The sequence below is a fragment of the Klebsiella sp. BIGb0132 genome, assembly GCF_024810075.1.
GTDB lineage: Bacteria > Pseudomonadota > Gammaproteobacteria > Enterobacterales > Enterobacteriaceae > Klebsiella > Klebsiella terrigena.
Genome location: NZ_JANUDW010000002.1, coordinates 313,304 through 335,618, shown reverse-complemented (window position 1 = coordinate 335,618; position 22,315 = coordinate 313,304). Strand labels below are relative to the sequence as shown.

Here is a 22,315-nt window from a genome sequence, read left to right as displayed (position 1 = left end):
GAGCCACTGGATACCTGGCGCCAGATGATGGCGAAAAACGATGAGGTTCGGAAAAACATCATTCCGCTGGATAAACAGCGTAAAGACCTGCCCGAGGCTCAGGCCGATATCGCGAATATTCCTCCGGGTTCGACGACCTACGTCCGCAGCCCAGATGGCAGCGCGCTGGCTATCGAGTACATGAATGTTGGTGGTGTGCTGACGCCCACCGGCCGCCGTATGTTTTCTCAGAGAGCGGTTGAAGGCATCATTCCCAGCCTGGTGGGTCCTGGGGTGAACCTGTTCAACAAGGGTGCGGTGATTAAAGGCTTTTATCTGTTTGAGGGTACCGGCGTCCCCCAGGCAAACGCAGATTATTGCTATTCGGAAAAAATCATTGCCGTTGCTGGCGGTGTATATACCTCCAGAACGCTGACCCGAGTGGTCAGCTGCTTTGACAGTAATGATAATTTGTTATCTGATTTGTCATCGGTTCTGGCGTTTACTGTTCCTGCTGGTACTGCATATTTCATTGTTTCCGTACCTCTGGTAAATATTGATGCTTACCAGGTAACGTTCGGTGCGGGTGAAATGCCCTACCGTACATACCAGTCTGTATTGCGGAATGAAATCAAAGGCGCGCCAACAAATACGTATAAATCTCTGGGGTTTGCTACCGGGAAAAATTTGTTTAATCCTGGTGAGACTATGCCTGGCGTGCATCTTTCAAGTATCGGCACCATCCTGACAGACACCGATACCACCATGACCGTATCAGGATATATTCCTGTCGATCCTGCTCAACCGTATTGTGTCGATCACCAGTGGAAAGCGGCAGCATACTATGATGCAAAAGGCATGTTTATCAGTCGCCAGTATGATTCGACTTACTCCACCAAACCTATCAATCTGCTAAGCATACCGCCCACAGCGGCTTTCATGCGCATTGAAGTTCCGACAACCGTAGCAGCTGTCACTATGGTTGAGAGAAACGATAAAGCGACGGAGTTCGAAGAATACTGCTCAAAGGCACCAACGGAATTTTCAGGAACTCCGCTCATTTTTGCTGAAGAAGTCCAGCCTTTAACAGAGCATGATCTATACGGGTCAGGCACTAATATTTTCAATAAAAACAAGTCTGTAGATGGATATATAAACGAATATGGCGCATGGTTTCCGGTGCCATCTGGGAGTGGTTCCGTTTATATCACATCTGAGTATATTAAAGTCGCAGCGGGTGAAGGGATACGCTCAAACCTATCAATGCGCTTTATTGGCTTTTATGATGTGAATAGAAAATATCTTTCATCCATGACTGCAACAACCAGCGTCACCGTCCCCGAATCAGCAGAATATATCCGTGTTACGACGCTACTATCGAATAAAGATGCCATGTTTATCGCTAAAGCAGCAGCACTGCCACCGGCTGAAGGGTTTGTGCATGTCATGCGGAAATCACTTTCTGACGGTTTTCCGGTCCGTATACCTGGTGACATCGTCAATGCTGATGAACTGGATATTAACTTTGTTTCACATGGCTTAATGGCGCTCGGGAAAAACCTTTTTAACAAAGAAACCGTTCAGTCCGGGTATATCAATGAATCGGGAACAGTCATATCCCCTGATTCACGATACGTGTATTCAGATTATATCTCGCTCGAATATAACACTGCCTATGCGCTCTTAGTTGGCGCTCGCTTTATTGCGTATTACAACGCCAGTAAAGCGTTTATCCGCGCTGACGCATCATCTGTGCAGGCGCTGACATCATTCGTGACTGATTCAGCAATCGCGTACGCACGGATCACTTTTGGATCTGACCGATATAACGATGCTCAGGTTGAGAAGGGGGCGACCGCAACCGCATTTGAGGAGTATGCGTACTATTACCTGTCTGAGATGCCCGACGGAACGCCGGTCAAAATGAAAATCGACGGTGAGGTCGCGACAGAGACTATCCCTGATGTTTTCGGCATTGAGCGCCTTCGCGAAACGCATATGCGAATTACAAAAATGACGTTTGGCGATGCTGTACGTCAGGTTGTGGCAATGTTCGGCGACAGCTACACCAGAACGTCGCCGCGTTACGTGCTGAAAGTCGCGCAGATATTATGGCGCTATTTCAACAATGGAGGAATTGCTGCGACGGTGCCGCCAATCGGTTACGGCTGGCGCTCATTCGGGTATGACGGAAACGGCGATAACACCGATGTTATCGGCACATCTGTTACTCAATCAGGTTTTACCTGCGCCTATAACACCGGCCACGGCCCTGATATTTCGTCCGTGACGGCAACCGCCAGCGGTGCGACGATTTCATACATCCAGAATTTTGCGCTGGGCTTTGATTCGTTCCTGTTCGCTGAGGGCGGCTCCGGGGTGATTCAGTGCCAGGCTACGGGGGGTGAACCGGTCACGATTGACCTTTCGAGCTATCCGGTGGGGATGCAGATTTTACCGCTGGCGCTGCCGACAACCGGTAGTGGCACAGTAACGTATACGGTCATCACTGCGCCTGTAACACTCTACGGTGCGAATATCCTTAATCAAACCGCGTCGGGTGTATTAGTTCATAAAATGGGGGGGAGTGGCTCGCATAGTAACCACTGGGTCAACGCGATGGATCAGCGCTGGCTTGATGCGTTTGAGAATCTGGGTGCCGATCTCGTGACGATAATGCTGGGAACTAACGACCAGGGCGCGCAACTCTCCGCCTCAACATTCCGTACCAATATTCTCACGATGATTGATCGGGTGCGTTCTGTGCGGCCGACTGCCGATATTTTACTGATTTGTCCGGCAGAGAATAACCGACCAACGGGAAATTCAATTCCTATGACAACCTATGCGGAGGTGATGTACAAAATTGCGCGGGATGATCGTGATGTGGCCTTTCTGAATCTGCAGGCGTCCTTCGGTTTAAATCATGAAGATTACGCCGCTGGCTCAGCCAGACCGTGGATGATAGGTGACGGGTTGCATCCTGATCCGTCAACGGGAGGCTACGCTATCGCGGGTGCAATCGCGCGAGCGTTAGGGATACCTATATTTTTGAAATAAAGATAAGCGGCTATCGATGGTGATAGCCGCTAAAGGATTTTTTACGCCTTGGGTGCACTCCATATTCCTGCCTCTACACCCACAACATTGCGTAGCCAGTTCATTACTGCTGTCATATTAGCGCTACCGATATTGCCGTTATAAATTAGAGCAGCAGATAGATCGATGGATGCGGTCAGGAATGCTGACTCTGAATATGTAGTCCCCATCCTCAATGTTCTGGAGGATACCCCTCGACCAGTCATCAGAGTATCGGTGTGTCCGGGGGCCGATACTTCGCTCATAGTCCATGCACCTATCGCCAGCCCGCTAATGAGAGCGCCATAGACATGGAATTCTCCTGCAGAAACATCGGTATTTCTTGCGGCTTGTGTTACTGCTGTTGCAGATGACTGAGCGTAGAACGCAACCTGAGCGTCAGCTCCCGACCATCTGTCCATCAGTGTATCTCCTGTCGTCCCGGACGCATCATTGAGGTACGACGAAATAGTAATCCCTGTTGATCCAGATGATGGTTGCCGGCTCAATGCAATGAGGGTGATATTTGTTTCTGAGGGGATTCCGGTATCGTAAAATCCTGACTTGGATAGGGTCGCGTATTTGCTTTGGGTTGGAATATCACCGACAGCCAGAAGTGGCAGGGACGGATTAGCAAAGTTATACGTTGGGTCAGCATTCCTGTTCCCCAGGAAATATGAGCCAAGCAAACCCTCTTTAGCCGGATTGCTATCCATTATATCGAATAACATAAATTCACTAAGTGGCGGTCCACGAAAAAAATCTGCACCTGTAACAACCAGAGCCATATTAAACCTCCAGAAAATGACTGTTAATTTGATTCATCAGAAAACGAGCGCCGATATCGTTCAGGTGCAGTGAGTCTGCCCATAATCCCTGCGCGTTGCTTTTTTCGTACGGAACATTCAGGAAATTAAACATTGAGTAATATTCAATATTTAATTCTCGCGCGACGGTTTGCATGATGTCCCTGAAACCATACAGCGGATTATCGCCTGTCGCGTTACACTGCGGCGGTGTGACCAGAATAATCCCCGTATCAGGACACGCCGTTTGCCAGGCCTGAATCCAGGTGGTTAGCGTGGTTCTGAAACCAGACAACGAGACACTGGTTCGGAAATCGTTTGTCCCAATAATCAACACCAGCAGATCAGGATCAACGAATGCTGCCGTCTGCGCCAGGTACGGTAACGTTTTTGTATAACGCTCTGCCGTAATTCCCCCATTGCCCATTTTTTCTATCTCGACGCCGTTCCCACTACCCTCCGCATAGAAACCGTAGAGAACTACGGTCCCGGCATTCCCGGTCAGGTCAATTGCGAGGCTCGTTGCAGAACCGATGGTCAGCCCTGAAACTAAAACGCTCTTGATGACGTTAGTCCCGCCGGCAGAGACAGAAACAGCCGTGCCGCCATTTACGCTATATCTGAACCCCCCCACACCATCGTAATAAAAAATACGTATCGAACTGGCAAACACATTGCTCAGTGTCAGGGTTGCAACAACCCCGGAAGCATAGATATATTGCCCGTCCATCGATGTTGGGAAGCCAGGCGAACTTGTGGTTGTGGACGCATCGTAGACCGTCCATCCTGTGCGTGACAGACTGACACCATCCAGCAGGTTGTTTCCATCTATATTCAGCTGAATCCAGCCATCTCCAGCTTTCCCATATTTGCTTTTGAAATAATTCAAAAACACCTTAGGGATCGCCATTTTTTCCGTCCATGAATCGCCAGAAAAGCCGATTTTCAATTTACTGGCAATGCCGCTATCAAGTTTTCCTTTTTTTGCGCGGTAGCGCCATAAAGTTTGACCAATCATCTGCGGAGGAATTTTATCTAATACCTCAGCAACAATCGGATCGGTTAAATCGGGGTGCAAAGGCATGCCGTTCAGGAACCCATTTTCTGACCAGAGCGCCACCCTCTGCGGTGAGGCATTGTCCAGGATAAGCGGCATTTTTTTTGATGACGTAGGGATGTCCTGTAAATTCTTGTCGATCGTTTCTTGGGTAGCCAATCCATCGCGGGACTCAGCAACAATCGGATCGGTTAAATCGGGGTGTAATGGGGCACTGTTCCAGTATCCGTCTTCAGCCCAGGCAATAACGCCACCGCGGGCAGTGTCATCCAGAATAATAGGCACCTTCCGACTAATGGTCGTTAGATCGGGGATTCGCTCGTCTACATAACCTTGAGATATCAGCACCCTGCCGGTAGCCTCCAGCGTTCCGCCGTTGTTGATGAGCTCGTCCGCCAGCGAAGCATCGCCAGCATTTCGCGCCCACGTTACTGCGCCAACTGGAATTTTCCCTTCATCTGCCGCGGCCTGAGCTTCTTCACGCGTCGTGAATGGCAAGCCCAAGATGGTAATGCTGTCCTGGGCTTCTTTAATAGAAGCGTCGTTCTTCTTCATCATACCGCGCCAGGTATCCAGTGGCTCTCCGCCACGATCGGGAACGGTGGCCGCCGGTCCATTCACCAGTTCGTCGGCCCGTTTAACGTTTTCCAGGAAAATATCGGGGTCTGTTGTCTGCCCCACGGGTGGAACATAGGCCATGTTTTTGCTCCAAAAAATAGCGTTCGCGCAAACGAGGGTTTGTGCGAAAAGAGTTAATCGGGGGTTTTAGTGGGTGTTACGCGACGTTGCCGAGGTAGGTGGCGTTATCGTACTGATAGAAAATCTCGGAATATTGGCGAGCAGTTATCGCGCAGGTGCCGTCTGACGGCGATCCTATTTCGTCAAAAATAGCGTCGTAGTAACTGCGCGTGGAGCTACAGAAAATCAGTCTCGGTGGTTCGATGCACGGATCGTCCAGGAGGATATCGTCAAAGGCCGGCTGCCACGGAACCGTAAGCTCATAATCCCCTACCCGCGTGGCCACCAGCAAACCGGAGGCAGAACCATTCTGGTAACGTAAAATCGCCCGCGGGTTTTCAAACGACCAGTCGAGCGGCTCTGTCACCAAAAAGGTGGTCTGCCCGCCATCGGTAGTCATATCGACGACAAGAGAGCTCACCGTTTTATTGCCAGGAATATCATCGGTGAGCAATATGCGATCGCCGAACTGATAAACGAGAGCATCAAGCTCCGTACTAGTCGTGTGCCCAAGGCGCTGATGCATATACTTCATCAAGCGGCGCATGCCAATTCGATAAGCACGATCCGGGTCCAGGACGCCGTCGAGCGTATATTTCTCCACCTTCATCGGCGTCGGGTTGTCCGGAGTCCGGCATTGCACCGTTTCCTCCGCCCAGGTTGTCCCGTTGATGTATGTCACATCGACGCCATCGTAATCATCCGCCGACGGCGCAGAGAACGTGGTTTGTAACTCTTCCGTCATTTCATGGGGGCTGATAATGCCGGACCAATTTTTGATCCCCTCCCGGCCAACCGATGCCAGCCCGTCGCTAAGCAGAAAATATGATTTTCCCGCATTAGTGATTTTCTGCAGCATCTCGAGCGAAGAAATACTGTCTCCGGTGGCGTAATCAAAATACTCGCTGCCAGGTGTCCAGTAGGTTGATTCCAGCACATCGATCGCCTCAGCATCCATCACCAGTCCCAGCGAGCGGCCTACGTGATACAGCGCGCCGGAAATACTGCGTGCTGCGCCAGTTTCATAAATTCGCGTGCCGACTACACTAACGCGCCTGTCTGACTGTGCCGCCAGCACGCCACCGGTTTCAACCGTGGCTGCCATCAGCATCACGCCAGCATAGGATGATGGCCGGGCCAGCAACCGCCCTCTCAGGGCGTGCCAGAACATCGAATCCCTGGCGTTATTCGAACCCTGCTCATTCCGCCGGCGGCAACGGACCTCAACGAGGCCAGGTGATTCAAGGTCAAACCGTTCAGTGAACCCCAACCCGTTGACGTTCTGCAGGGCATAAACGCCCTGTTTACTTGTCCAACCAGCTCCTGAACCATAAACCCGGTACTGAATTTCCCACTCGCAATGGCGAATTCGTTTTTTGCCTTTGCTGTCGAAACCGCAGATACCTGACGGAAACGAAAAATTCACCTCGAATGCGTTAACGACTTCATTGTCAGGGCACGCTAAAAACGGTCCCATCCAGCTGTCGTTATCGCTGATCCCTGTTGCGCTGTAATCAATCATCGTGCGAGTTGAGAACCCCGGCCATGATGAATCAACAACACCGCCAACAAGACGGGCTACCGAAGCAGAGACGCCGTCCACCTCGATTATCTGGTATTCACCGCCCTGGTGCGCCAGTGACATTCGCTGTGTGCCCTCAGGGATGCCTGAGAACGCCTCACCCGAGGCACTGCCATACGCCAGCGTCACGTTAGCTTTTATCGCAGGACTGCCGCCGGTAGATGCCGTTCCAGAAGTGAATACCGGCGCACCACCAAAAACGGAAATCGGCAGTGCTGAGGACGTGATGCTTCCGCCCTTCCACGGACTGGAAATTTCTACGATACGCACTACCCCGGCATCATCATGCGCAATCAAACCCGAGCCCGTCAGGCCGCCGTTAATCGCAACCAGCATGTCTGGCATCGTGCCATAGTTTGCTACCAGCGAGATGGTATAAGTGATTCCCTGCCAGTGAAGATCGAACGTCTCCCCGCTCACAGAAAAATCATACGTGGTCGGCGCAGCGTTTCCCCGTAAACTTGCCGCCGTTCCACCAACACCAGGGACCGCATTTTGATGGGGCGTGTACGCTGCGATAACCAGATCGTAATCTGCACCATTGATAGCCAAAGTAACCGGCATGCCGGAATACGGATCAAGTTCGGCTAACGTATCGCTGGCGATAACGCTATAACCCGAAGATGTCGAAACAAGATAATTAGCCGGGGCGTTGAGGGTCACTATCGCCCCAGGCACCCATGAATCCGGAAGCGTGTTTGTTTCAGGGAGCGTCCCTATGCCTCCACCTGATGGCGGATTGTCGTCGATCAGGCCGCTGAACGACACCAGGGGCCCTGATAGAGTCATGCTGTCAGCGTTAATATCAGACGACTCAGGCGACGTTTGGGCCATATCTAGCCCGCTACCGCTGGACGTGCCGCCAACTTCGGTTGAGTTAAACCAGTTTTCGCTACGATGATCGCCGGACACGTCCGCACCAGGCGAGAAAACGTTACAGGAGAATTTGGTGCCAAGCGAGGTTGCAGGGCTCGAACCAACGCGAATATCACCGTTTGTAAAGGCGATATTACCCACCCCCAGGCAAACAAACATTTCAACGATCATGCGAGTCGGGTCATTTGGGTCAAACCGTGTAACCGGCTGCACCACGTAATCAGGGTAAATGCGATAGCGGCCAAACAGCTCGCGGATCGCATCGCCCAGTTTTGCGGTGTTTGCTTTTGCCGGGTTTAAATCGAGTCCAAGGCCATTTGTAGATGAATAACCTCCCCCCTTATCCATCGTGGACATCATGTAAATGGAATAGGCAGCAGAAGCAACCGCGACGGCTATCGCTGCCCAGGCAGCAATTTCAAGGCCAGTACCGTAGGGAACCGGAAACATTTTAATATCGCTTTCTGGCTTTAACAGGCACAAAGGCCACTCATTTGGAGGAAGGGGCTTACCATTTAATTCAACGGCAATCGGATGTTTGGTTGCCTCCGCGTAATCCTTGACGTTTTTCAACATCCAATCGTGCAAAGTCAGCGTACCATGCTCGTGCTTCTCCAGCGGCTCACCCGGCAGCCGGGAAGGAAAAATGCGGATCGTCATCGCCAGAACTCCACCTTGATAAACCGGCGCTTAAACCGCCATACGGGCATAAACGTTACGTTTGAACCGGGATTGCATTCGGCGACCTGCAGCTGATTGTCCAGCATCACCACAACGCCTACGTGAGTCACGATGGAGCCTGAGTAACAAGCCACCCCTGCACCCTCGCAAGGTTCGCAGCGCTCGAGGCGAAGCATCAGTTTTCTCGCCTCGCGGTCGAGGCCACCACCATCTTTCGTCACACCGGAAAAATCTGGCCATTCGGGTAATCCGAGATCCTGCCGGATATCATTCACGATGCCAAAGCAGTCGAGCTGCGGGTACACTCTGCCGCCCTTCAGCCAGGTGACTGAACGGTATTTGTCAGGGTTGAACATTGAGGGACCTCAACTCATGTAGCGTAAACCGGGGAATTCATTCAGCGTGTAGCGGAAACGGGGCCATGCGGTATCGAGCACATTCATGTAGCCGGCGGTGATTTGCGCCTGTATTGCCGTCCAGGAGCCCGATTTGATCGCCAGGGTGTATGGCACAGTCGCCGGCGCACTCAGGTCAGTGGAAACATACTGCCGATATGTCAGCGAGCCGATTTCAAGATTTGCGAGGGCTTTACGAATAGCAGTACTCACCTCGCCATCGATATTACTGATAGCAAACTGCAAATCCTGGGTGCCGTCACTATTTCTAGCTGGTAGGGCGATATCAATGCCCGCAGCAGAAAAGGTAAGCACATCACCATTTTCAACCGTTGCTGTTATATCCTCATAACCCTTACAGAAAAAATAGACTGTAGAACCAATATTAATTTGCAGGGTTTCAATGATGACCTCAGAGCCACTACTGGCATAAAGCCGATTAAGAATCGTCATGTTTAGGCCACTCCCTATTAAGCGCGATATCGAGTAATGAGCTGCCAATAATCCACTCAGGATAATTCCCCCACGGAACCGGAATAAGAGGACGTTCCCACAGCTCCAGCGTCGCTGAATACCGCCAGGAAAGCGGGGGCACCAGCACTGGCCCTTGATAGATATCCTTAAAACGGCATTTGTAGAACTTAACCCCTGCAGGGGTTTGCAGTTTCATCATGAACCACGCAGCACCATCGGAAAGCGTATCCCGGAACCAGGATTCAAATGCCAGCCCCTGAGCATCCGTTTCCATAAACCATGCAACATTATTTTCGGTAGGTGTTGAGGTATATCCCCGGCGCTGGCGCGAACGACCTGTGGTAAGCGGAGTCCGTTTTAACGGGCTGATCGGCTGGAATCCGTACCCATCCTGAAGCGGCATGGGGAGGGAATCGTGGGGGTAGTAGATATCAGGCATTATCCCTGCCTCCTGCCAGTGTTATAGCCACCAGTTAGCGCCTTATGTACCTGCCCAACCCCTTTAGCGAGATCATTAGCTACCTGCTGATAACCTTGCTTGGCACCATCGCGAGCGGCCCGTTGTACAAGCATCACAGTCGCATCAGACGGGTTCCCGTTAATGGTTATTGGCGGCACAGTAACGGTAGGCTGGATTACAGTCGTTTGCTGATTATTGCTGACGTTCTGCACGCCTGTACCGTACCCAGAGCGCCCCAAGGTTGCATCAAGCGGTTGCCCGTTTCGTAGCGCTTCAAGGTTTGAAACCCCGATCCGGTTCGTGGATGCCTGATCAAAGATATATTCCCCCTTATGGACGACACCAGCAGGCTGATATTTACCACCGGGACCGGTATAGCCACCGGCAGCAAAGCCTGTATCGGCAACGGCTTTAATATTGGAAACAATGCTTGCGGTTTCCATTGCCACCGATGCCATTGCTATCAGGTTTGATGGGAAAGGCATATTTGCAGCCTGTGCAATACCAGCGTTAATAGACACTACAGATTGTGCAATGGCATAAGCTTTACTGGCCGCGAATGCAGCTTTGTATATTCCTGATTGCTCACCAAAACCATTAGCCAGAATACTCAACCCGCTATCCATCATGCTTTGCGTAGTGCTGGTAATGATGGCGTTTTTCTGGGCTTCTATAACCGCAGCAGCATTTGCAGCATCAGCACGGGTTTTTTGCATCCTGGCCTCACCCTCGGCCGTTATGACACTGGCCTTTACATATGCCTCTTCCTGACGAGCAAGCCACGCGTCCAAATCTTTTTGGGCCTGATCGAGTTGGCTATATTGCTGTTGCATCCCTCCAAATGTGCCAGACAGTTGCCCGCCGGTCGGTGTGGCATTGCCCACAACGCTACGCACTGTAGATGGCAGTTGGTTATCGGTGTTTTGATAGATATCTGCGCGGGTCTTTTCGTATTCACCGGGCTTCAGCCGCCCGGTTGCTTTTGCCTTCTCCAGAAGCTCAAGGCGGGTTTTAAGCAGATCGTTAGTCTGTTCATCCTTAGACTTAACCTGCTCCTGCATTTTCCGGTAGTCGTCCAGCGTCTTGACAGAGTTTTGCAGAGCCTCCTGCTGCTTATAGGCCTGCAAAATTTCATCAGAACGGGAAAGGATCGACTTCTGGTCGGCTGTGAGCTGCGTTTTAGATTTGAGGTCAGCGATCTGCTGTTCGAACTTAAACCGTGCCTGCGTCGCGCTGTTCAGCTTGTCGCCGGCGTCTAGCTGCGACTGCATAGCGGCAGTCTGCTGGTTTATCTGGTCAAGGAGTCGGGTTGCAGCGTCCTCGGAGTAGGATTTACCCTTTGGCGTTTTTGGTGCTTTTGGGTCTTTATACATCTCGTTAATGCGGGAAACGTTTTTAGCGTATTGCTCCGCCGTGATTGCGCCAGCCTTCAGGAACTCGCTCTGCTGCTTGATGGCTTGGTTGCGTTTATCTGCATTGCTGAGATATTGCTGATTAACACGGTCCGCCTCCTGCTGAGTTTTAATGCGCTTCTGTTCTGCTTTGTCGTGGTCTGACAATATTCCATTTAGCGTATCTTCAGCTGTGATTTGCGACTGAATGGCGTCCCTTTGCTTGAGCATTTCAGGAAGGTTGCTAAATCGAGCATTAAACCCATTCCAGAACCCACCTTCAGCCTGTCCTTTCTGCGCTTCAGCGATATTTTCGTTTAAGGTGGCTAGCTTATCGGCGAGGGTTTGCTCACGTCCGACATTAAGCATGGCATCCCAGGCACCTTTCGCGGTTTTACCCAAAGAGTCCCACGCGCTTTCAAGAAGACCTAAATTTTCATGAATGTCACTTGCCCGTTGCTGCATGGTGTTGGCGTAGGCATCAGTCGCGACACGAGCGGCCTCCTGCTGATTTCCCTCGTCCTGCAGGGCTTTAATCTGGTTGTACGTTGCCAGTGTAAGAAAGTGGTACTCATCGTTTAGTTTAGTGATGGCTGCTACCGGGTCAGAAGCAATATCGTTGAAGTCACCCACAAGCTTTTCAGTGGCGATACCCGTTGCATCACTGATTTTAACGACGGCAGTAGTCACGCGCTCCAGTGAATCTCCAGCCACTTTCCCGGCAGATACAAGTTGGTTAAGGACTGAAGCCGCAGCTCCGGTAGTTGAGTCGGTAGTCACGCCAACGCGGGCAGCCATATCGGCCAGTTGACCGGATGTTTTGCCGACCTGATTACCGGTCATGGTGAGAGACTTATAAAACTCATCCTGTTCTTGGGAGCCTTTGTAATACGCCAGGCCCAATACACCTACAGCCGCAGCAGCCAAAGTGAAAGGATTGATCAGCCCAGTGACGTAGCCGCCAACACCTTTAATCGCCGGTCCAATGCCGCCGAACATATCTTTCAGTTGGCCGCCCTGCTGCATGAGCACCATGAACGGGCTTTGACCGGTTGACAGGCCGACTACGATATCAGTCATCTGAGCGGGGATCATGCGCATAGCGTTGGCAGTCTGAGCGGCAGACTGTCCCGTCCTACCCAGTTGCGTCTGGGTTTTCTCCAACGCATCACGGGACTCCGAAAGTTTGCTGTTCAGGCGATCGTATGCCAGTGGTGACAACATCCCTGATGCTTTGGCGCTATCTAACTGCCGCTGCTGTTCGTTCAGACGTCGAAATGCTTCCCCTACGGGATCTATCTGAGCCTCCAGGCGTCGCAGCGCGGCAACCTGCTCGTCATGAGCTTTTGCAGCTTCACGTTCCGCCTGAGCAGCCCCGTTTACCTCCCGGCGAGTCTCCTGTAGTTTTTTGCTGTAGGTATCGTATTGCGAAGGATTTATTTTCCCAGACTCAAGAGCCGCGTTCAGGTCACTTTGCTGTTGATCTAAATTACGAAGGGCCGCTGTCAGCGGGTCAATGCGGTCAATCATGCGCTGGAATGCCTGCGCCTGAGCCTCCTGCTGTGCGGCTGCTAATTTTCCTGCCTTTTCTGCTTCGCGCTGGGCTTGGGCTACACCGCTTAATTCCTCAGTGGTGTCGTTCAGCATTTTGGATAATGAGCGAAACTCTTCTTCGTCAATTAGCCCCTTATCAAAGTATTTTTTTAGCTCGCTAAAACGACGACCGACGGTATTGATAGCGGCGCCGATAGGATCAATAGCGGCACGCAGCTTATTAAGAGCTTCCTTTTCTTCATCAGTTGCTCGGGATACTTTGGTGATGGTGGCGACAGCCTGATCCCCGGATTGGGTCATCTTATCGAGCGCAACCGCGAGGCTGTCTGCTTTTTTCTCAGCCCCTGAGCTGTCGATAATAATAGCCAGACGGGATGTTTGTTCTGTCATTTATACCTTTCTCCGGGCAATAAAAAACCCGCAAATTAAGCGGGTTACGAAATGTATAAGCAATGATAATCAGTGAAGGTTATCTACAGCCCCGAGTGAGCTACTGCAACTTAACCCCTCCCATAACAAACCGTTTATCATCTCTGTTATAGGCTTCAAAATTTAAGGATTTTCCTTCGTTGGATCTCACGACATTTACTTTGCCATGCTCTCCACCTACGCCTTTCATCGTGAAAGAAGTGGTCTCCTGGCCGGCAAAGGTGTTACTGCTGATATCACTTTGATAGTAAGCATTACCGTCAATAATCATATCTGCCCGCCCACTATTATGCAGGTACAGCTTGGTATGATGCCATTTTCCTGTCCCGGTCAAATCGCCAGTAAGAAATTCGCAGTTAAAAGAAACATCACCTTTTTTACATTCGGAAGCCATTTCCTCTTGACCGGTGGCTATCATCTCAGCAATAGATAGCGGATCTTTAGGGGAAAGCAACTTTGATATTTGAAACTTGTCATCACAGCCCAACAATGCCATTAAACTAAGCCCGACCACCAAAACCTTTTTCACGCCCCTTCCCCCATAAGAAAAAGCCCAACCATGGGCCAGAGTTACTAATTTGTATTAAAGTTTTTCGTCAGTTTAAAGGTAATTGATTGATTATTGGCATCCATTACGTCCAGTATCGCACCCTTATAACGTATCGTTTTGGACTCAGAAAGATCGTACTCGACTTCATTAGAGAAAGCGGCCCGAGCCATCCCCCCTTGGAACTCTCTATAACCAATATTAATTTTGTTACCCACCTTTCCGTTGTAGATAAGGGTTTGCTGGAAGGAGGATTGTTGCTCAGTCTGGAATTTTACTTTCGTAAATGGCTTACCTGTATCGCACTTGGTCCCACCGTAGATCGTGACAATACAAATTTCGCCATTCTTCATGAGCTGTATGCTTTGTGTGGGATCATTAACCATGAAACGGTTTGGAACTACTGCACCAGATGTTCTTTCTACATTGGAGAAAAATTCGGATTTTGAATCCTCTCCAATCTTGACGTAGTCCCCTGCCGGGATTGTATAAACACCGATTGAGCCTATAACCACAGCCTGATTGAAATGAATTGCATCGATGCTAGCATCAACTCCCTGCCTAACCATATCCTCACCAACATAGGTAGTTGTTACGGTGTTTAACGGCGGGATACTGATTTGCTTAGTTTGAGGTACATAGTTGCGGGCCGGCGTTGTACACCCAGATAAAAGCACCGCCCCTAATGCCACTGCCATTATTTTTTTCATTCCATGCTTCCTTTGATTACAATCGGAAATATCCTAACACATGAATTATGCTGGGCAACGCGATGATCATTTGGTTTTACTCTGCCGCTTCTGCTCTGTCGCCCAGACATCGCGCCAGGCATCATCCAGCGCCATTATCGCAGCATCGAACTCTGTACGGTCAATCAGGACAGCGCGCGAAGCCAGGTAGCTCTCAATATCGCCCAACGAAAGCGGCAGCGGCACGCCAGCCATGCCGACGTATTGCCGCGATCGGGATATGATGGCGTAGGCGTTAAGAACTTCTGCTGTTACACCGTCGATCTCAGGTTCGGGGATGGCAGGTAAGCCAAGTTTTTCGCGTTTCCACTTAGCCTTATCTCCCCTTTCCCCAGCAAACTCACTTAACCATTTCTGCGCCTCTAAGGCTTTCCCACGGTCTCCTGAGTTTGCTGCTCTTTACCCTGAGCAATGTTTGCGGCCTCAGCCAGTATCAGCCAGTATAGCGCCGGGTGCTGTTTCAGCATGGCGGCCCCGAGTTCCGGTGTATAGTCGATCGCAACCTCCACACCATCCACCAGCTCGCCGACGCCTTCCCACCCTTTCAGCAAATAGCGGGCACAGTTATCGATTAGCAGATCATCAACTGAATCGATGTCGCTGACGGACGCGAGATCAAAATTCTTGGTACCGACCTGATAACCGGCGTCCATTTTATCGATATGACGGCGAACGAGCGCGTTACGTGATCGATATTGAGGATTCTCGCTACTGGCCACCAGCAGGCGGAGTTTAAACAACGACTCTTCCTCAGGGGTGTATTTCCTTTTGCTGTCCTCAGGCTTTTTGTATGGGAAAAACCAGCGCTCGCCGTTGAGGTCAATTTTCGGGGTGATGATCAGCATAAAAACTCCATGAAAAAGCCCGAACCGCGATACTCAGCGGAACGGGTCAGGAAAATTAAGGGGCCGTGACGGTAATTACTGAGGTTGCGGTAAAGGTCCGTGCTTTGCCGGTTATAGTCGCGGTACCGGCAGCATTACGCGTGACTTGTGCTGTTTTCTGGCCGGTTGAAACCACGCTGGCAATCGCTGGATCCGAAGAGGTCCATACAACGGTGTCACTAGAGTCCGCCGGAGTTAAAGTGGCGGTAAGGTTCACAGTGGAGGCAATAGCACCGGAGGACGTCGCCGGCGCTACGCTAATGGCCGTTGCCGGTACGGTAGGAACGCGGGTGATCGTCGGCGGCGTATTGGCTGCCGTGATATCGAGTTGAACCTGAACGATATCGGTATTGCCAGCGTCCGGCCAGTCGCCGGATATCTGAACCTCAGGAAAATCGAAGGTATATTTTCCTTCAGCATTTCCCAGGGTGAAGCTGAACGGCACCGTTTCGCCGGTGAAGGTTTTTTTATAGACCTCCCAGGCTGCTTTTGACCACGAAAGCGTGACCTGCCCGGAGGGCGTAAAAGTCGTTTGTATGTTGGCGCCGGCGAACGCCGAACCAGTGCCGACACAGCGCTGCACCTGCATGTTGTTGTTGAACTGGATATTGAAGGTATCGACGCAGAAGCCGGTACCGCCATCAACACCATTCAGCCTGATATTTGTGACCTCCTTGAATGAATATCGCAGCGCGCCGGCGGTATCCACTGGCGTGGTGAAATAGCTGGTGTCATCCCCTTTCGTTTCCCAGTCCAGACCGGCAAACGTGATGGTCGCGGTAATGTCCCCATCGCCCGGGATTTCCATCTGGAAAGTACCGACCTGGCAGCCGCGGGCAATCTGAGCGATCCCCACGTCGCCGGCATAGGTAGCCACTGAAAAAGTGATGCGCCCGTTGCCCATAGTCAGCACGTTGTTTATCCATTCAGCGCCGAAGCAACTGGCAAGAAAATCATCGTGCTGATTCCAGCGAAACCTCGTGCCAACATCGCCGCCGACATCTACCGTACCGCGGGACACGCCCTGCGCCATGCGGTCGCCGCCGATTTCGTCATTATCATTGGTGTTCTGCGTTGGCTTCACACCAAACGAGGTACGGCGTAGCAGACTCCATGAGCCCGCGGTAGGTGTGATGCCTGGGGTTGTCTCGCGAATTACCGCGGATACTACTTTTGCACCTGAGCTCACAGGAGCCTCCTGTTTTTTGTGCGCTACAGAGCGCGATAAGGGATTTGAAGATTTAGCTGTGACCAGCCATCGGTTTCACCGGCGGGCACAGCTGAGACGGCGAAATAACTCAGCCTTCCGTCGTCCTGAAACTCGAAAAGCTCGGTTAATTTGTCTGCCGTCTGGGTAGTCATAAGCGTTCCGGAGCCTGCCGGGACGAAGAGCTGGATAATGAGTACACCGGTCCTGTGAACTACCGGCCCCGCCCCGATTTCGGTTGCACCTGCCTGCCCTGATATGTTGGTGAGACGGGCCCAGATGCTGCGACCGCTGGGGTCGAATACCGGGCCATTGGGGTAATCCACTGCATCAGAGGCAATAGCGGTTTGCGCCGCCATTCGGGAAATGACAGCGTTTCTGATTTCTGTGAGGGTCATTTGTAGGCCTGAATCACACCATTAAACGAAACGGCATAGACGCCAGTCGGCGCCTGTGTTGAGTGACCGTTCTCCAGAGGCACGGAGTACGGGAGGTTTGACTGGATATAAATCACCGAGTAGGCCGGCGCCTGGTCGATGATGTTTTTTCCGTTGAGAAACGTCATCGTTCCTCGCGGGTCAGGTTCGACCGGTACCGAATAATCAGGCGCGCCAATACTCACGAAATGTGACGCCCTGAAAGTACCGGCGCGGTATTCTGCCGGGCGTCGGATATCCATCCCATCATTAACCTGCACTTTCTTCCTGAGCCGCCCGGTTTTCGTCAGGTTGGCAGGATCGGCATATAGGGATTCGTTCCACTCGCCCACCGCTTTGTTGTACTGGACTGCGGTGGCATTAATGGCCCACAGCTCAGGGTTCCCTACCGGCGACCGTTGCACGATTTCATTCAGCAGTTGAATGGCGATAGTTCGCTGGCGAAGCTTGATATCCTCGGCCACCAGCCCGGCAAACGTCGCCGGGTCGATACTCCAGCCCTTAGCCATATCACGCCCTCCGCAGTTGAATGGAGTACGCAGCCCCGGCGGAATCGGCAGCGGCCGTTATAACTTCATAGCGCTGTAGCACCTTGGTAATCGGGTCCGGCGCCGTGATGAAATGCCCGACTGCCGGCTTATCGTTCACTTCGTTAACCAGGGCGGTTAATTTAAGGTCACCGTGAAGAATGTTAACGCCATCGATACGGCGGAGTTTGTACCGCGCCAGAACACCGCGCCCTGAATAGGCCACCACCGTTTCGCTACCGGTTTCCGTTACCGGATCCCATGCACCGCGAACGGTGTAACTGCCGGTGAACACCTTAACCGCATCCTGCAGGTCGGTATCGAATGCTGCGGCGACTTCTCCCTGCAACTCATCACGTATACCCATCGCATTCACCACCGCTATGACGGAATGTAACGATCACAGAACCGCGAAGCCTACGGGTATAGATTTCACCATTTCGTTTAGCCCGCAATGGATGAGGTGCAAACTCAACAACCCCCTTTACCAGGTTCGCGTAAACGACATAATTGATCGGGTTTCCATTCACAAACACATCGCGAGGGCCGAGCCCATCACCGGCATAATGCACATCAGGATTTTGCATATCCCCCCCTTACCACCCGCACCTGAGACTGACTAACGCCATATGGCTTTAGCATTGCAAGCGCCAGCTGCAGATCAGAATCAAGCAATGCCGAGCTGTTGGTAGCGAGTTCTGCGAAGGTCTTCGAAACGCTGACATCGTCGGCATCCACTGTCTTACTCAGCAGCACGCCAGAATCGGTTTTCTGCTGATAAAGACCGCCATTTGAGGCCGCTAGCGCTGCGTAGGCTCCGGCCTGTGTCACATCGTCAGGAATGATGGTTTCGTGAGTTGCATTATTGCATGGCAGTTTCAGATTGAGGCCATTCATCCAGGTATTAGCCATCAGCACAGATTTGGCTTTTTTGCTTTCATCCGTCCAGGTGGCGCCCAGAATCGAATCGACGGCTTCTACGGTGATGAACGTAATCATGTATCACTCCGTTTCTTTCCAGCCGTGCGCCTTCCAGTTTTCCACTTCGTCAGGATGAACGTCTGCGGTGGTCGGCGCGCCGGGGAATGCTATGAAATCGGTAACCATCACCACCAGCTGCGGTGCCTGCGGTGCAGGAGTATTGGTATCAACCTGCGCGGTCGCAAGCTTTTCTGCTGCGCGTTCTGCGCGCTGTTCTTTGGTTAATCCAGCCATAATTACCCCAGAAAAAAGAAAGGGGCCGAAGCCCCATAATTGTTAACCAAGCAGCAAAACAGAATGCTCAGTTTTCACTGCCGCAACGCCCCAGGACAGACCAACTTCGTAACGCACCTGGCGGTACTGACGGTAGAGCGCAACCTGGTAAGTGATACCGGATACCGGGTCGGTAACGTTCATTACGTCATCAGCAGTATCCCCGCCCTGCGGCATCGCCGGGGTACGAGCCGCCAGCAGGAACGCATTGCGGTCAAATGCCATATTTGCGGTGTAGGAACCACCAGCAGTAATAGCGGCATTATCGGCCAGGGCCTGACGTAAGCCCGGAGCTGCCAGGGTGATGGTCGTGGCGGTCGCGGCAGCAACCAGGTATTTGTTGCTGTCGCCGGCAAACGTCACGATGTCACCGGCGCCAAAAGCACCAGTCCCGGTATCAATCGCAATCAGGATTTCGCCTTCAGCTTTTTCACCATTCACCAGATACCCGGCAGCCTGAGATGCAGCACGTTTCTTAACATGTGCAGATTCGTGGATGTTGAAACCTTCCAGACGCCCCACGATACCTTCACGCAGCAGCGCATCAGTGCCGGACTCGTTCACCTTGAACAGGACAGACTGTTTACCGCGGAGGTTAGCGATAGCCGATGAGCCGAGGATCATTTGCAGATCCGTAGTCGGGGAGCCGTTATCGGACAAGACCTGGCGCGCGTTTGCCGCATCAGACAAATCACCTGCGACCCCGAACGGAGCTGTACCGGCCGTACCGACAGCACGGGAGGAAGCGAAGTACAGAGCTGCAAGATCCGCGTCCATCTCATTTGCCAGCGCACGGAACGCCTGCTTGAACTGATCCGCAAGGATGGTGTTGTATGAACCCGCCGGCCCCAGCGCCAGCTGTTCCTCACCGTTCCATTTGACCGGAGCCATTTTGGATTTAGTGATTTTGACATCAACGGTGCCGATCGTCTGGTCGCCGTCATTCGGCGCCGTGGCTCCTGGCGTAATATCGACAGTAGTTGCCGCTGGCGCAACAGGAGCGGTTACTGTCTGGTCTTTCGCCGCCGCATCAGCTTTGGCATTGCGCGATACGGCCGGGATAAAACCGACCTGCTCGCGAGATACGGTATCCAGAGCCGTAAAGATAGTCGGGATCAACCCGGTAAGCGTGTTAGCCATGTGCATGGTTTCCTTGGAGATTAAGATTTAGGGTTGTTGAGCTATCCAGCTCTGGCACCAGCCGCCATCCGGCGACTGGCAAAAGAATTAATCGACGACGGTAATACCGTCTTTGAGGGTCGATTGCTGCTCCACCGGGCTCAGACTGGAGAACGCATCGCGTTTCATCGTTTTCTGCCCGAGTGCATGTTGAGACTGGCGAGAGCCACCACCCTGATTCCCGCTGGACTTCAGGATGTGGTCTTTCTGCGGGTACTGCTCTACCAGGAATTCCAGCGCCTCATCAAAGGCCGCCAACTCGCCCGGCTTAGAGCGGGAATAAATTTTGTTGCCTGTACCGTCGTAGGCAACGACTTTGCCATCCTCGACCTTGAACGATTGACCAAAGCGGGCCTGAAGCATGTCGGACGGAATTGCCACTTTATCTGCGATGAATTTCGAGCCAGAGAACCGACCGCCGATCATTTCCTGATAGAGCTGGCCTTCAAGGGTGGTCGCGCGCTGAGTGGCTTCATCGAGCTGAGTCTGGAACGATGCGGTGATATCCGCTTTCACCTGGTCAACGGCGCCAGCATCGATCAGCTTTTTCTGGTCGATTTTAGTCATCATGTCGAGCGCTTCGAGAGCCTTAGTTGGGTCACCGATTTTGGCAAATTTAGCCAGGTTGGCTTCGGCAGCCTCTTTGGCTTCACGATGAGATTTTGCCTCACCATTCAGGGCTGAAATTTTCCCCACCGCTTGGACGGCATCAAAACCGACCTCCTGGCCGTCGTCGTGGACGTAGACGGGCAGACCGCTCGCGTCAATTTCTGCATACTGCTTGCCGTTTACTTCTGCTGTCTTCAGTTTCATGTTGATACCTTTTCAGGGTCATCCGACCGTTGCACCGCTCACCATCCGGATTGCGGCAATAAAAAAGGCCGCCTGGAAGCAGCCTGTTTGAGGTTGTATGGAGAATTAAAGCCTGGCGTTACTGAATGCCTTTTCGTCATGTTCCCGTAGCTGGTCCAGCGTCAACCATTCGCCCCTGTCGTTGTAGAACTCATCAGGAGACATGCCTCCATCACGAATCAGCCTGGCGCGCGTCACGCCGACAATCTGGGACTGCCGCGTGAATGATTGTCGCGAGAACCAGCCCTGATAATCGGTATCCGCAGGCACCTGACCATCCATGCTGGCGCGGGAGCTATCTGATATTTGACCTACGGCAATACCGAGCTCGTCCGCAGATTTAAGGATGTACGTTTCGACGCTGCGACAGCAAAAGTGAATTTTCCCCGGCCCCTGCAGGTAGGGGATTTTGTGGCCGATGGGTTTACCATCCAGGGTGTATTTGAGGCGGTCACGAATCCGGCAATCTTTTGATGTCCGGTTATCCAAAGTGGATAGCCACTGCTTGCCCTTCAGAATGTCGTCGTTCGCCGTCGCAAAACTCTGGCGCGCAGTTGCCGCCAGATGCCCTACAGCTGTTTTGGCAATACTGCCGGCGTTTGACCGGCTCATTTGCAGCGCGCCGTCCTGGTAGCCACGGTTAGCATGGCCGCGAACCTTACGCGCAATCTGCTCCGTTGTATCGCCCAGCAGGAAGCCCTGCCTGACGGTATTGGTGATGCGTGTCATACGGTCGGCTTCAAGGCTGCTGGCCCACTCGCTTAGTAACCGCCCCTGAAACGGTCGGGCCATTGCCGCGGCATAAACGGCGTCCGGGGAAATGCCCACCAGCGGATGAAGCGCCAGCACATCATCAGGGATCGCAAACTGGAAGAGACTTAACTGAAATCCTGCCTCATGATGCGCCAACTCCTGCAGCTCACCGGCAAGGCTTTCGCTCATCGACTGCACCACATCACGATTTAGTGCCCTGACGCTGACCAGCAGAGATTCGAGCCTCGACACCGTGAAACTTTCAGCATCGAGAGTATCCATCGCCACCAGCAGCCGGACCGTCAGTTCTGTGTCGCTGTCATTCAGGATTTTTATCATCCTGTCCGCGAAGCCAGTACTGTACTGACTCACCCAAATCGCGTGAGCCAGGCTTTCGTCACTGAGTTTTTCATTCGCCGTTGCCAT

The 22,315-nt window shown here is 52.2% G+C and carries 22 protein-coding genes; 1 reads left to right on the top strand and 21 read right to left on the bottom strand.

The window, feature by feature from the left end; translation table 11 throughout:
- The first annotated feature begins 27 nt into the window (after positions 1–27).
- Entirely contained in the window at positions 28–3,039 is a 3,012-nt protein-coding gene (locus tag M2416_RS08495) for an SGNH/GDSL hydrolase family protein (RefSeq protein WP_405047857.1), read from the top strand.
- Between the two features lie 41 nt (positions 3,040–3,080).
- Here M2416_RS08495 and M2416_RS08490 read toward each other — a convergent pair whose 3' ends face one another.
- The 21 genes from M2416_RS08490 to M2416_RS08390 form a co-directional block, all read right to left on the bottom strand.
- The gene (locus M2416_RS08490) at positions 3,081–3,845 is read right to left on the bottom strand and encodes a hypothetical protein (protein WP_259223299.1); all 765 of its coding nucleotides are present in this window, start codon (positions 3,843–3,845) and stop codon (positions 3,081–3,083) included.
- Position 3,846: 1 nt separating this feature from the next.
- Positions 3,847–5,619: a GDSL-type esterase/lipase family protein gene (locus tag M2416_RS08485; RefSeq protein ID WP_259223297.1), complete on the bottom strand. Its 1,773-nt coding sequence runs from the start codon at positions 5,617–5,619 to the stop codon at positions 3,847–3,849.
- Positions 5,620–5,695: 76 nt separating this feature from the next.
- Complete coding sequence (locus M2416_RS08480) at positions 5,696–8,776, bottom strand: host specificity factor TipJ family phage tail protein (protein WP_259223295.1); 3,081 nt, start codon at positions 8,774–8,776, stop codon at positions 5,696–5,698.
- The gene (locus M2416_RS08475) at positions 8,773–9,153 is read right to left on the bottom strand and encodes a nitrite transporter (RefSeq protein ID WP_143716490.1); all 381 of its coding nucleotides are present in this window, start codon (positions 9,151–9,153) and stop codon (positions 8,773–8,775) included. Before M2416_RS08475 ends, M2416_RS08480 begins: the two co-directional genes overlap by 4 nt.
- A gap of 9 nt (positions 9,154–9,162) precedes the next feature.
- The gene (locus M2416_RS08470; protein ID WP_123552190.1) at positions 9,163–9,645 is read right to left on the bottom strand and encodes a DUF1833 family protein; all 483 of its coding nucleotides are present in this window, start codon (positions 9,643–9,645) and stop codon (positions 9,163–9,165) included.
- On the bottom strand, positions 9,632–10,105 hold the full coding sequence (locus tag M2416_RS08465) for a hypothetical protein (protein WP_143716488.1): 474 nt from the start codon (positions 10,103–10,105) through the stop codon (positions 9,632–9,634). Before M2416_RS08465 ends, M2416_RS08470 begins: the two co-directional genes overlap by 14 nt.
- Positions 10,105–13,461, bottom strand: a complete 3,357-nt coding sequence (locus tag M2416_RS08460) for a phage tail length tape measure family protein (protein ID WP_185954959.1) — start codon at positions 13,459–13,461, stop codon at positions 10,105–10,107. Before M2416_RS08460 ends, M2416_RS08465 begins: the two co-directional genes overlap by 1 nt.
- A 100-nt stretch (positions 13,462–13,561) precedes the next feature.
- Positions 13,562–14,029: a hypothetical protein gene (locus tag M2416_RS08455; protein WP_132509916.1), complete on the bottom strand. Its 468-nt coding sequence runs from the start codon at positions 14,027–14,029 to the stop codon at positions 13,562–13,564.
- Between the two features lie 44 nt (positions 14,030–14,073).
- Positions 14,074–14,757: a putative periplasmic lipoprotein gene (locus M2416_RS08450; protein ID WP_041145870.1), complete on the bottom strand. Its 684-nt coding sequence runs from the start codon at positions 14,755–14,757 to the stop codon at positions 14,074–14,076.
- A gap of 66 nt (positions 14,758–14,823) precedes the next feature.
- Positions 14,824–14,991, bottom strand: a complete 168-nt coding sequence (locus M2416_RS08445; RefSeq protein ID WP_259223288.1) for a hypothetical protein — start codon at positions 14,989–14,991, stop codon at positions 14,824–14,826.
- A gap of 167 nt (positions 14,992–15,158) precedes the next feature.
- Complete coding sequence (locus tag M2416_RS08440) at positions 15,159–15,641, bottom strand: hypothetical protein (RefSeq protein WP_143716484.1); 483 nt, start codon at positions 15,639–15,641, stop codon at positions 15,159–15,161.
- 55 nt (positions 15,642–15,696) lie between these two features.
- Positions 15,697–16,869 (bottom strand): phage tail tube protein, encoded by a 1,173-nt coding sequence (locus tag M2416_RS08435; RefSeq protein ID WP_143716482.1) that lies wholly within the window; start codon positions 16,867–16,869, stop codon positions 15,697–15,699.
- A 23-nt stretch (positions 16,870–16,892) separates the two neighbouring features.
- On the bottom strand, positions 16,893–17,285 hold the full coding sequence (locus M2416_RS08430; protein WP_143716480.1) for a phage tail terminator-like protein: 393 nt from the start codon (positions 17,283–17,285) through the stop codon (positions 16,893–16,895).
- Positions 17,282–17,833, bottom strand: a complete 552-nt coding sequence (locus tag M2416_RS08425) for a hypothetical protein (protein ID WP_135184463.1) — start codon at positions 17,831–17,833, stop codon at positions 17,282–17,284. The genes M2416_RS08430 and M2416_RS08425 overlap by 4 nt, the downstream gene beginning before the upstream one ends.
- Before the next feature lies 1 nt (position 17,834).
- A complete protein-coding gene (locus tag M2416_RS08420) occupies positions 17,835–18,218 on the bottom strand; it encodes a glutamate 5-kinase (RefSeq protein ID WP_259223283.1) in 384 nt (127 codons plus the stop codon).
- Positions 18,205–18,438: a hypothetical protein gene (locus M2416_RS08415; RefSeq protein ID WP_143716476.1), complete on the bottom strand. Its 234-nt coding sequence runs from the start codon at positions 18,436–18,438 to the stop codon at positions 18,205–18,207. The genes M2416_RS08420 and M2416_RS08415 overlap by 14 nt, the downstream gene beginning before the upstream one ends.
- Positions 18,425–18,850, bottom strand: coding sequence for a protein singed (locus M2416_RS08410; RefSeq protein ID WP_259223280.1), 426 nt, complete (start codon positions 18,848–18,850; stop codon positions 18,425–18,427). The genes M2416_RS08415 and M2416_RS08410 overlap by 14 nt, the downstream gene beginning before the upstream one ends.
- A 3-nt stretch (positions 18,851–18,853) precedes the next feature.
- The gene (locus M2416_RS08405; protein ID WP_259223279.1) at positions 18,854–19,066 is read right to left on the bottom strand and encodes a hypothetical protein; all 213 of its coding nucleotides are present in this window, start codon (positions 19,064–19,066) and stop codon (positions 18,854–18,856) included.
- A 42-nt stretch (positions 19,067–19,108) separates the two neighbouring features.
- Complete coding sequence (locus M2416_RS08400; RefSeq protein ID WP_041145878.1) at positions 19,109–20,245, bottom strand: major capsid protein; 1,137 nt, start codon at positions 20,243–20,245, stop codon at positions 19,109–19,111.
- Between the two features lie 87 nt (positions 20,246–20,332).
- A complete protein-coding gene (locus M2416_RS08395) occupies positions 20,333–21,097 on the bottom strand; it encodes a DUF6651 domain-containing protein (RefSeq protein WP_041145879.1) in 765 nt (254 codons plus the stop codon).
- A 105-nt stretch (positions 21,098–21,202) separates the two neighbouring features.
- Positions 21,203–22,315 carry a phage head morphogenesis protein gene (locus tag M2416_RS08390; protein ID WP_259223276.1) on the bottom strand — a complete coding sequence of 371 codons (1,113 nt, stop codon included), beginning with the start codon at positions 22,313–22,315 and terminating at the stop codon, positions 21,203–21,205.